General features: G+C 39.0%; 15 protein-coding genes. 10 read left to right on the top strand and 5 right to left on the bottom strand.

The window, feature by feature from the left end; translation table 11 throughout:
* The first annotated feature begins 82 nt into the window (after window positions 1-82).
* From JWR23_RS06105 to rnc, 3 genes are read left to right on the top strand one after another with little or no spacing between them, the layout of a single operon-like run.
* On the top strand, window positions 83-319 hold the full coding sequence (locus tag JWR23_RS06105; protein WP_008508386.1) for an acyl carrier protein: 237 nt from the start codon (window positions 83-85) through the stop codon (window positions 317-319).
* Between the two features lie 19 nt (window positions 320-338).
* On the top strand, window positions 339-1592 hold the full coding sequence (gene fabF, locus JWR23_RS06110; protein ID WP_299514237.1) for a beta-ketoacyl-ACP synthase II: 1254 nt from the start codon (window positions 339-341) through the stop codon (window positions 1590-1592).
* A 6-nt stretch (window positions 1593-1598) separates the two neighbouring features.
* Complete coding sequence (gene rnc, locus JWR23_RS06115) at window positions 1599-2324, top strand: ribonuclease III (RefSeq protein ID WP_299514241.1); 726 nt, start codon at window positions 1599-1601, stop codon at window positions 2322-2324.
* A gap of 1 nt (window position 2325) precedes the next feature.
* Here rnc and JWR23_RS06120 read toward each other — a convergent pair whose 3' ends face one another.
* The gene (locus tag JWR23_RS06120; RefSeq protein WP_299514246.1) at window positions 2326-3063 is read right to left on the bottom strand and encodes a hypothetical protein; all 738 of its coding nucleotides are present in this window, start codon (window positions 3061-3063) and stop codon (window positions 2326-2328) included.
* A gap of 167 nt (window positions 3064-3230) precedes the next feature.
* Between JWR23_RS06120 and JWR23_RS06125 the strand changes: the two genes are divergently transcribed.
* The 6 genes from JWR23_RS06125 to JWR23_RS06150 all read left to right on the top strand — a co-directional run bounded on the left by JWR23_RS06125 (window position 3231) and on the right by JWR23_RS06150 (window position 6525).
* Window positions 3231-4106, top strand: a complete 876-nt coding sequence (locus JWR23_RS06125) for a YicC/YloC family endoribonuclease (RefSeq protein ID WP_299514249.1) — start codon at window positions 3231-3233, stop codon at window positions 4104-4106.
* Between the two features lie 67 nt (window positions 4107-4173).
* Window positions 4174-4761 carry a guanylate kinase gene (gmk, locus tag JWR23_RS06130; RefSeq protein ID WP_299514252.1) on the top strand — a complete coding sequence of 196 codons (588 nt, stop codon included), beginning with the start codon at window positions 4174-4176 and terminating at the stop codon, window positions 4759-4761.
* A gap of 60 nt (window positions 4762-4821) precedes the next feature.
* Complete coding sequence (gene nadD / locus JWR23_RS06135) at window positions 4822-5394, top strand: nicotinate (nicotinamide) nucleotide adenylyltransferase (protein ID WP_299514254.1); 573 nt, start codon at window positions 4822-4824, stop codon at window positions 5392-5394.
* Between the two features lie 29 nt (window positions 5395-5423).
* On the top strand, window positions 5424-5603 hold the full coding sequence (locus JWR23_RS06140; protein WP_299514257.1) for a hypothetical protein: 180 nt from the start codon (window positions 5424-5426) through the stop codon (window positions 5601-5603).
* Entirely contained in the window at window positions 5594-5908 is a 315-nt protein-coding gene (locus tag JWR23_RS06145) for a type II toxin-antitoxin system RelE/ParE family toxin (RefSeq protein WP_299514260.1), read from the top strand. Before JWR23_RS06140 ends, JWR23_RS06145 begins: the two co-directional genes overlap by 10 nt.
* 17 nt (window positions 5909-5925) lie before the next feature.
* Window positions 5926-6525: a tRNA-(ms[2]io[6]A)-hydroxylase gene (locus tag JWR23_RS06150; protein WP_299514263.1), complete on the top strand. Its 600-nt coding sequence runs from the start codon at window positions 5926-5928 to the stop codon at window positions 6523-6525.
* A gap of 28 nt (window positions 6526-6553) precedes the next feature.
* On the opposite strand, the gene JWR23_RS06155 is transcribed toward JWR23_RS06150, so the two are convergent.
* Window positions 6554-8161 carry an FAD-dependent monooxygenase gene (locus JWR23_RS06155; protein WP_299514266.1) on the bottom strand — a complete coding sequence of 536 codons (1608 nt, stop codon included), beginning with the start codon at window positions 8159-8161 and terminating at the stop codon, window positions 6554-6556.
* Window positions 8162-8875: an SAM-dependent methyltransferase gene (locus JWR23_RS06160; protein ID WP_299514269.1), complete on the bottom strand. Its 714-nt coding sequence runs from the start codon at window positions 8873-8875 to the stop codon at window positions 8162-8164.
* A 55-nt stretch (window positions 8876-8930) separates the two neighbouring features.
* Here JWR23_RS06160 and JWR23_RS06165 point away from each other — a divergent pair, with 55 nt between their 5' ends.
* Complete coding sequence (locus tag JWR23_RS06165) at window positions 8931-9647, top strand: hypothetical protein (RefSeq protein WP_299514272.1); 717 nt, start codon at window positions 8931-8933, stop codon at window positions 9645-9647.
* 89 nt (window positions 9648-9736) lie between these two features.
* Here JWR23_RS06165 and JWR23_RS06170 read toward each other — a convergent pair whose 3' ends face one another.
* Entirely contained in the window at window positions 9737-10423 is a 687-nt protein-coding gene (locus tag JWR23_RS06170; protein ID WP_299514274.1) for an energy transducer TonB, read from the bottom strand.
* Window positions 10424-10532: 109 nt separating this feature from the next.
* Window positions 10533-11099: a pentapeptide repeat-containing protein gene (locus JWR23_RS06175; protein ID WP_299514277.1), complete on the bottom strand. Its 567-nt coding sequence runs from the start codon at window positions 11097-11099 to the stop codon at window positions 10533-10535.
* Between the last annotated feature and the right edge of the window lie 374 nt (window positions 11100-11473).

The raw sequence follows: 11473 nt of genomic DNA on the forward strand, positions 1-11473 counted from the left end.
AAACTAAAAAGTTTTAGATTTGATATTTGATAGATTTTATTTTTCTTTGCACTGAAATTATTAATCATTAAACTATAATACTATGTCTGATATCGCTTCAAGAGTAAAAGCTATAATCGTAGAAAAATTGGGTGTTGACGAAAGTGAAGTAACCCCCGAGGCTAGCTTCACCAACGACCTTGGTGCTGACTCTTTAGACACCGTGGAACTTATCATGGAGTTTGAAAAAGAATTTAATGTGGCTATTCCTGACGATCAGGCTGAAACAATTGGCACAGTGGGCCAAGCCATCGCTTACCTTGAAAAAAACGTTAAATAAGACTCTCTTATTCAATTAAATGAAGTTTAGAAGAGTTGTAGTAACCGGGCTTGGGGCACTTACTCCAATTGGCAATAGCGTTCCAGAATATTGGAACTCTTTAATCAATGGGGTAAGTGGCGCAGCTTTGATTAAAAGTTTTGATACGTCACTGTTCAAAACCAAATTCGCCTGCGAAGTAAAAGGTTTCGATGCCGATGCATTTTTAGGAAGAAAGGACGCGCGTAAGCTTGATCCTTTTGTTCAATATGCATTATACTCAACCGAAGAAGCTGTAAAAGATGCCGGTTTAGATTTCTCAAAACTGGATACCAGCCGTATAGGTGTTATCTGGGGATCAGGCATTGGTGGTTTAAAAACATTTTTAGATGAGGTGGTTAACTTTGCCAAAGGCGATGGCACCCCTCGTTTTAATCCGTTTTTTATTCCTAAAATGATTGCTGACATTGCTCCGGGCCATATTTCTATCAAATATGGTTTACGCGGTCCAAATTTCTCTACAGTTTCTGCGTGTGCCTCATCAAACAATTCATTGATAGACTCATTTAACTATATCCGCCTGGGTAAAGCCAATATGTTTATAAGTGGTGGTTCTGAGGCTATTATTAATGAAGCCGGTATAGGCGGATTTAATGCGATGCACGCGCTATCTGTACGTAATGATGACCCGGCAACAGCATCACGCCCGTTTGATCTTGACCGCGATGGTTTTGTTGCAGGTGAAGGTGCGGGAACTATTATTTTAGAAGAACTGGAGCACGCTAAAGCACGCGGAGCAAAAATTTATGCAGAAATGATAGGTGGCGGCATGAGTGCCGATGCTTATCATATGACGGCACCGCACCCAGATGGCCTTGGTGCCGCACTGGTAATGAGGGCCGCCCTTGAAGATGCAGAGCTGCAAGCATCAGATATTGACTATGTAAACGTTCACGGAACATCAACCCCTATTGGTGATCCGCAAGAAATTAAAGCTATACAGGATGTTTTTGGCGAAGATATTTATCGTATAAATATCAGCTCAACAAAATCAATGACGGGCCATTTATTGGGTGCCGCCGGCGCGGTTGAAGCTATTGCATCTATACTTGCTTTAAATCATGGCATAATCCCGCCAACTATTAACCACTTTACTGATGATCCTGCTTTTGATCCTAAAATAAACTTTACGTTTAATAAAGCTCAAAAAAGAGACGTAAGAATAGTGCAGAGTAATGGTTTTGGTTTTGGTGGCCATAATGCTTCTGTAATATTTAAAAAATACGAAGAATAATAGTGGATGCCTGTTAGCCAGTTATATAAACTATATTTATCTCCACACAGAAAATACGTTAAGGTTTTAAAAAATTTGCTCGGGTTTGTACCGGGCAATTTGTCGTTATACCGTATGGCATTTCGCCATAAATCTGTGGCCCAAAGCGTAAAAAAAGGCGTAAAGAACAGCAATGAGCGTTTAGAGTTTTTAGGCGATGCTGTATTGGGCAGTGTAGTTGCCGAAGTGCTTTTTAAGCTATACCCTTATGAGGATGAAGGCTTTTTAACAGAATTACGCTCAAAAATTGTTAGCAGGGTTAATCTCAATCAACTTGCGCGAAAGCTGGGATTTGAACAGCTTATTGATTATGATAACCGTGCTTTAGGGCCCACTCGGCAAGGATCATTATTAGGTGATGCTTTTGAAGCGTTGATTGGCGCGGTATACCTGGATAAAGGCTATGATTTTACTAAGCATTTTTTGGTTAACCACATCATCAAATCGCATATTGATATTCATACGCTTGAGCAAACAGAAACCAATTTTAAAAGCAAACTCATTGAGTGGTGCCAGCGTCACAGTAAGGATATTTCTTTTGATTTGATTGAGAACAGTGATGGTGAAAACACCAAGCTGTTTACGGTACAAGCCAGCGTTGACGGACAAATGATGGGAACGGGAAAAGAGTTTAGCAAAAAAAACGCGGAAAAATTGGCTGCCGAAAGAGCCTGTGAAGCTTTAGGAATATAGTTTAATACAGCTTTTCTATCTTTAAAGAGCTTTTATTATTCCGGTAATACTCATAATTTCTTTTGATATAACTGATTATATCATAATCGCTCCAAACTTTTATATCCTCGTACGAGGGCGTAAAAGCAAGCATAAAATCCTGAACTTCGATGTCAGGCATGCTGGTTACCTGCAATATCAATTTCTTATTGTATCGTTTAGCAACAGCTGCACGCTCCAACTCGTCTTTTGAGTATTGCCTGAATCGTTTAGCTTGCGCAGCCCCTTTTCCAAATATCTCATACAAACCGGTTAAGGGCGAATTTACCAATGACCACGCGCTTGGGTTTAACGTATAATATTGATTTTTCTTTTTATAGTCATCCATTACTTCGTTTAACTCATCCTTCCTGCTTTTATCTTTAATAGTAACCTCATTTAAATGAATTATAGGTTGCATATATATAGTCTGGTCCAAACGCGTTATAACTACCAAAATTTGCGCAGCATAGTCGTTCTTTTTAAAAAGCAAGGTATCGCCCATTGCAGCCTGTATATGAAAGCTGCCCAGTTCATCACTCATTCCATTAATTTTCCTGGTTAGGTTGGTTACAAGCGCCTGGGGTACTATATCGGGCGTGTTTTTTCTAAATATTACCCCTTTTACAGTAAATGATTGCTGTGCAGATGCGCTTAAAGCCAGGCAAAAGCACATAACAGCGGCTATAATAAAACGGTAATATATTAATGACTTATTCAATCTGCAAACTTAAACATTGTAATTGGGTGTAAATGTAAAAAAATGTTAATTTTTGAGATAAAGATTAAAGATCAGTGTTTGATTGTTATGATATCGTGTTTGTACCGCCATACGACACTAATCTTTAATCTCTGATCTTCAATCTTCAAAAAATATTATCTTTGCGCATGATAAAATCCATGACAGGATATGGGATTGCCAGTTTTGATTCGGGTAATATAAAATACACCGTTGAAATAAAGTCGCTGAACAGCAAATTCCTTGAACTCTCGTTACGTCTTCCCAAAATATTTTCTGAAAAAGAATTCCAATTGCGTAATGATTGCAGTAAGCAAATAGAGCGCGGTAAAGTAAACTTATCTATTAATGTTGAACAGGCAAGCTCGTCTGTAAAAGCAGCAGGTATTGATACCGTTTTGCTAAAACATTACTATGCGCAATTAAAAGCGGTTAGCAAAGACTTAAATGAGCCCGCAAATAACCTGTTGCAATTGGCACTTGGCTTACCGGAAGTTGTAAAGTATGATGAAGAAACTGTATCAGAGGAAGAATGGAAGGTTGTTGAGAATACTTTTAAACAGGCTATGAATGCGTTTCAGCAATTTAGAAGCGATGAGGGTAATACGCTGGAGCAGGATATTAAATACCGGATAGGTATTATTTTACAAGACCTAACGCTTATTGAAGTTGAAGAACCTAAACGCGTACCTGTTATACGCGAACGTTTAAACCAGTTTTTAAGCGAGGCCACAGGCCGCGAAGCTATTGACCAAAACCGGTTAGAGCAAGAACTGATCTATTACATTGATAAGCTGGATATTACCGAAGAAAAAATACGTTTAAAAGCACATTGCGACTATTTTATTGAAACATTGAAAAATGCGGATGCAAATGGTAAAAAACTGGGCTTTATATCGCAGGAAATAGGGCGCGAAATAAATACCTTAGGTTCAAAAGCAAATGACGCCGGTATACAGAAGTTGGTTGTGGGGATGAAAGAAGAACTTGAAAAAATTAAAGAACAATTATTAAATGTATTATAGTCACTCGTCATTAATCACTCGTCATTGGTTAATTAGCTAATGGATTGACTTCAATGACCAATGACCAATGACTAATAAACTAATGACCAAACAAGGAAAACTCATTATATTTTCTGCACCATCAGGAGCCGGTAAAACTACCATTGTTAAACACCTGCTTACTAAATTTCCTGAATTAGAGTTTTCTGTTTCGGCAACTACAAGGCCACGAAGGGGCGATGAAGAGAATGATAAGGCCTATCACTTTATAAGCAAAGAAGAGTTTTTGCACCGTATAGCCAAAAAACAATTCGTTGAATTTGAAGAGGTATATTCAGGCACCTTTTACGGCACCTTACGTACCGAAATTGAGCGGATATGGAAAAAAGGCAAAACAGTAATATTTGATATCGATGTAGAAGGCGGCCTTCACCTTAAACGCAAATACGACGGACAAGCGCTGGCAATCTTCGTTCAGCCACCGTCATTAGAGGTACTTAAGGAGCGTTTGACCTCACGAGGGACAGATAGCGGCGAAAAATTAAAAGAACGCTTTATAAAGGCCGAAAAAGAATTGAATTACGCTCCCCGATTTGACATTATACTAAAAAATTACGATCTTCAAACGGCATGCGCAGAGGCGGAGAAGCTGGTGAAGAATTTTATTGCAAAATAACTGCATTGTTTAATGCCGAATGATTAACTGTAAACAGCAAACTACCAACTGCTAACTGACATGAAAATAGGTTTACTATTCGGTTCGTTTAACCCAATACATATTGGCCACTTAATAATAGCTAATTACCTGGCTAACCATACAACTTTGGATAAGGTTTGGCTGGTTGTATCGCCACAAAATCCGCTAAAAAAGTATAGCGACCTGATCAATACTTACGACAGGCTGGAGATGGCCCGCTTAGCTACCGATAATGCTCAGAACATTGAGGTGAGCGACGTAGAATTAAAACTCCCCCAACCATCATACACCATTGATACCTTAACTCATTTAAAGGAAAAATACCCGCAGCATGAGTTCGCGCTAATTATGGGGTCTGATAACCTGGTGAGCCTGCCTAAATGGAAAAACTATAAATTGATACTGCGCGATTATCAAATTTATGTTTATCCGCGTCCCGGCTATGAAAACGCCGAGCTGGCCTCGCATCCATCGGTAACTATAACCATGACGCCGCAAATGGAACTATCGGCCACATTTATCCGTAAATCAATAGCCGAAAAAAAGAACGTACAATATTTTGTTCCGGATCCTGTTTTAAAATTTATTGAGAGTAAGAGTTTGTATAGGTAATTTTTTAACTTTATAAAAAAGAAAATTTTATGCTTACTAAAGATAAAATACATCAGCTTGTTGATCATATGCCTGATACGTTTTCTGTTGACGATATTGTAGGAGAGATTATTCTACTACAAAAAATTGAAATAGCAAGAAAACAGGTAAAGGAAGGCGATTTTTTAACTGATGAAGAATTAGAAAAAGAAATCGATAAGTGGGACTAACGATTGTTTATTCTAATATTGCGCAACAAGATTTAAAAGGAATATACAATTATATTCGAAGAGACTCTGTGCGTTATGCACGAAATGAAGTGCAATTAATCAGGATTGCAATACGAAAACTCAAATCAAATTCTTTATTAGGTAAGAAATTCGAAAAATCGGATGATGAGTTAACAAGGGAACTTATTTTTAGAAATTATCGTATAGTTTATGATATCATTTTGGATAAACAAATTATTATACTCTCCATTCACCATCACGCCCGTTCAATAACAAACAATCCTGCTTTTACCGACGAAGATTAACTTTTATCTTTGCAATCGTGAGCGACAAAACCATCCTGAAATTACAACTGCCTACCGATCCCACCTGGGTTAAGAATGTTGTAGAAAGCAATATTGAAGAATTATTGATAGACCATGCTTATTGCGAACAAAAGGCGGCTACCAATGCCATAACGCTTATTGTTCAAAATCCAAACCTTAGCGACCTGGTGCAACAAATGATTGCTTTGGTACAGGAAGAAATGGATCATTTTAAACGTGTACATGAAATTATTTTACAGCGTGGTTATGTGCTGGGCAAAGAGCGCAAGGATGATTATGTGAACGACCTGCGTAAATTCATTATAATTGGTGGCGGCAGGGAAGCGCAGTTAATTGATAGGTTACTGTTTTCGGCAATGATAGAGGCCCGCAGTTGCGAGCGTTTTAAGGTGCTGTCTGAAAATATTAATGATGTACAGCTTGCCGAATTTTATCATGAACTGATGATAAGCGAGGCCTCGCATTATACCATGTTCATTAACCTGGCTAAAAAGCATGCCACCACTATAGATGTAGATAAACGCTGGAAAGAATTTTTAACTTACGAGGCACAGGTAGTGAAAAATTACGGAAAGACAGAAACCATACATGGCTGATTTCTCCATACATTTTGGAATAAAAACATCACCCGGTCTTCATTAATCCTAACACATTATTTAGATAATTATCCATCATACCAATATCCACAACATCGTTAATAAGGCCGATATGCATATCCGGGCGAATAATTAGCGCTTTCTTTTTGCCTTCTTTTATTTCAAATGTTTTAAATACTTCCTCATTTTTGGCAGATGGCGGCAGGTAAAAGAAATTAAGGTTTGCACTATAGTTTTGTGTGATCCATTTAGCGAGGGTAAACAAATCTATTTCCTGCAGTTTGCCTAATACTATTAAGGTAAAGCCCGGCTTGGCACACCACTCGTGCAGGTCGGTTTCTTCCTGTTTCTTTTCATCAAATACTTTAAGATAAGGCAGGCGGTCGCCGGCTTTAACGTTTTTTGCGTGGCTTAAATGCAGCCTGATGGCGCTGTGCCGGTAATTGATAAATATTTGTGATACCCGCCTGAAAAATACATTCCGCAAATTTTCTTTGCTCCAAACAAATTTTAGCAGGCCTGGCATTATCCATTTTTTAAATAACATATTTAACCTATTGATAGACATAACCACTTTAAAAACCGCGTCTGTTGTATTTAGCAGCCCTTTGGCAACCGGCATTCTTTCGGCCGCATAAGTTTCTAAAATGGCTTCTTTTAACTGACCGTTTATCACACCTGCCAGCTTCCATGCCAAATTATAAGCATCCTGCAAACCGGTATTCATACCCTGCCCGCCAACCGGCGAATGTATATGCGCGGCATCACCCACCAAAAAACAACGCTGCTGCCTAAATCTATCAGCCATACGATGATGCAACCGATAAGTGGTGAACCACTTAATATGCACCACTTTCATATCCATCTCAGCTATGCTATTTAAATGTGGTAATACTTCTTCTATTTGCAGGTCCTCACGCGGCTCAACGCCTTCAGGGAGGTTACCTATTACGCGGTAGCAATTCTGCTCGGGCATGGGGAAAAATCCTGCAAATCCTTTTTTGGATAAATAAAGCTGCACCTGCTCGCCCGTGAGTTGTTGGTTATCCAGTTCTACATCTGCCAAATAAAACTCATGCGCGTAGGTATCACCATTAAATGGTATCTGTAATTGTTTGCGTACCTCGCTATGTGCACCATCGGCTCCTACCATCCAGTCGCAGGTTAAAGTAACAGTTTCTGTGCCCGATTGTAATTGCACCTCTGCACGTTCTGCCGTTTGCGTTACTGATAATAAATTAGTGTCCCAATAAACCGGGCAGCAATTCACTGTTAAAAAATCAAGCAACAGGCGTTCGTTCTTGCTTTGCTGATAAAGATGAATAAACGGATATTTGGTTTCTCCTTTACCGGTATTTGCTAATGATAATTCGGCTAATACTTTGCCGTTCTGGTTAAATACTACGCCACCTGCTTGTTTACCATTTGCTAAAACACGATCAACAATACCCATCTGTCTGTATATTTCTAGCGAGCGTGCCTGCACTGCCAGGGCCTTTGACTGATCGGTTGGCCCTTGTTTACTATCAATGATAATTGGCTGAACTCCATGCCGCAACAGCTGAGCGGCCATCATCAATCCGGATGGGCCCGCCCCAACTATTAAAACTTTGGTATGTTGCCGGGTAATTAACACTTATATAGAACGGGATATGATGAAAATAGTTGGCTTTTTATGCAGATCAGGTACCTGGGTTTGCCATTCGGCGATGGTTTTGGTTTGCACAAATTCATCTGCAGCGGTTAAATTACTGGCAATGCATAGCTTGGTTTTTGGATGGCCGGTTTTTAATATCTCCTCCAATAATGGATTATTACGAAACGGCGTTTCAATAAATATCTGGGTTTGATTTAAACGATCAGATAATCCTTCCAGCTCTCTTATGCGCTTGCTGCGCTCTGCTTTATCAATTGGCAAATATCCCTGGAAAGCAAAGCTCTGCCCGTTAAATCCTGACGCCATTAGTGCCAGTAAAATAGAACTTGGACCTACTAATGGCACCACTTTAATTCCGCGTTTATGTGCTTCAGCGACAATCTCCGCTCCCGGATCCGCAATGCCGGGGCAACCAGCCTCACTCATTAGCCCGGTATTTTTGCCTGACTGTAAGCCTACAAAAAAACTTTTCAAGCTGCTGCCGCGATTATGCTTGCCATAATCATACATAACCAATTCGCTTTGCGGGGTTTTAAGTCCGGCTTCTTTTAAAAAGCGGCGGGCGGTTTTTTCGTTCTCAACAATATACTCTTTTATACTGTTTATAGTATCTACCAGGTAAGGGGTAAATGTTTTGGCCGCGGCTTCGTCAGCAAGCGGTACGGGTATTAAAAAAAGGGTTCCGTTAGGCATATTGCAAAATTGCTCATTTTTGTTTAATTTAATAGGCATGTAAGGAGACGGATTTATGAAATCATTAGGCATTGACTGGTTTATAGAAGGAACCTTAGATTTTGAGTATAAAAAATATGTATTGTTAGATTATCTGCAGGAAATAAACCGGCATTTTGATAAGAGCAGACTATACCCAAACCTAAGCGATTTGGTATTTCATTACAATAATCTCATCAGCTTTAAGCAAAATAAGGTGACGCTGCAAAACGCGTTTCCGCAACGGTTAACAGAGGCCGATATTGCTGCCGTAAAGCTCACTTACAAAAAAATTGTTGAGGATGATAGCTCGATGCAAGAGATAGAGCAGATAATTACCTACGCCATGACCAAAATGAACCCGGCTATACAAACCGGCCGTGAGATATATAACTTTGTAGAAAGCCGCCTCAATATTGACCCCATTGGCATAATGCCGCTTCTGCCTTATGACGGTTATTTTTCTCTGCGTAATGGTAAGAACAAAACTAACCTGCTATATGAGTACCATTTCACTATTTTTGAGGACAAGAACGATAAATACCGCGGCATACACATTCAACTGATAGATACTTACGAACATAGCCTGATCAATACACCCGAAGCAATAAAATTAAACCTGATACGCAAAAACAAACACCTGCCCAACCCGGCGGTTTATTATGTGCACAGCGACATCACCTTTCCGCTCGAACAAACTTTATTACCCGTAGCTAAGCGTTGTTTGGTAAAATATATATCAGATGCAGCTTAAATGATCTACAAATCAAAAGTTAGGCTGGTAATGTTTATACCGCTAATATTAATTAGTGTGCCGGCTATAAACCTGAAGGATGAGTTGATCTAATGAAACTGAACTTTTACAGTAACCGCTTTAGGTTCGGCATTAGCTTCGCCAACCCATTCTGGGCCATTTTTTATAATTTCAATTGCTTTTTTATCGGCTGCTTCGCTCAGGTTTTTGGTTACCTTAAAATCATTTAGCTTTCCGTTATTGTTAACGGTAAATGATACTTCAACCGTTCCGGTCTTACCATCCGGGGATATAGCACTGTCATTAATATATTTTTCAAAAATTTCCCATCCAGGTTGAGGACCTGTTTTTTGCGCTGACTTTTTTTGAGCTGAATAGGTCATTACCAATGATTCGTCTAATGGTGTTGCATCCGTTTCATCAGTTATTTCAGCGGATTTCTCAACAGGCAATTCGGGTACTGCCTCCACATTGGCAGTTACCGGTTTAGCAATTTTAGCTGACCTGGTTATCTTCTTATTATGCGATGTTGGGTGTTTGTGTGATGTTGACGCGTTCGAATCGCTCTTTTCAATTATAGCTTTTTCATCAGCGCTCCCGGGAGTTTGTGTAACAGATAATGACTGCGTTTGTATTTTATCAGCCTGTACAATTTTTTGTTGCACTTTATGCGGCTGGCCATTAATAAATAAGCCTGCAATAACCAATGCAGCTAACATGGATACGGCAATAACCGGCATCCGCCAGGGATTATCTTTTGTTTCTTTATTGCTCACTTCTTCTCTTTAGGCAAGTTTCCTGTTAGTAGAAAACTTATCGGGAAGACAAAATTAATTTATTTTACGCAAATATGGAAATAGAATTTTTTGTTAATAACAATATTGTTTATACTATTTTAATATTATACTTAGATAATAGCCCCGGAAGGCCATCCGCAGAGAAAATGGCTTTGTTGATATTGTTTAGTTCGGGGTCTAAAGTATAATTTAGGGCAGTGCTAAAATTTACCGAAGAAAGATCGGTCTGGCTAAAAACAGTGCCCGAAAGATCGCTTTGATCAAACACAGCGCCTGCTATATTAGCCTGCGAAAAGGTCACTTCTTTCAAGGATGATTTTATAAAGTATGTTTTTAGCATTTTTTTGTTCATAAACGACGAGTAATCCAGTATGCTCGATTCAAACCTTACGCTAAACAGGAAATCCTCGCATAAGCTAAAATTAACGCCCAGTATTTTACATTGTTTAAATACCACATTGCTTAGGGTGCTGCGGCTCCACTTCATCATGGATAGATTGCAATTATCGAAAATACAGTCGATGAATTTGCATTTCATAAAATCGCTGTTAGACAGGTCGCATTTTTTAAACAGGCAGTTATTATATTCTGTCGCGCGGGTTAGTTTTTCGGCAAATGATACTTCTTCGAATGTCTTATCGTCGTGAGTTTCCATTGGGATAAAGGTATAATATCTATGGGAATTGAGTAATTGGATAGTTGCAAAAAGTGTAGGTGTATACGGTAGGTGTATACACCCATATACACTGGCAAAATAGTGTCACCACTTATTAAATTAAAATTGTTATAAATCATAACCTGTAATTTGTTGGGACAACACCAACAAAGGCCAAAAGAGCCATCGGCCAATGTCATTAAGTTAAGGAAATTTACCAATAAAAATGTCATTTCGAACGAGGTACGAGAGAGAAATCTATACAAGACAGGTTCAGCGACTTATCCGTGTATAGATCTCTCACTATGTTCGATTTCTATGATCTAAACAACTAATTTACAATAATTTTTTTCGTAGGGTCTGTTCTGATTAAC

Origin of the sequence: Mucilaginibacter sp., assembly GCF_028288205.1 — a bacterium.
In the GTDB taxonomy this organism is placed as follows: Bacteria; Bacteroidota; Bacteroidia; order Sphingobacteriales; family Sphingobacteriaceae; genus Mucilaginibacter.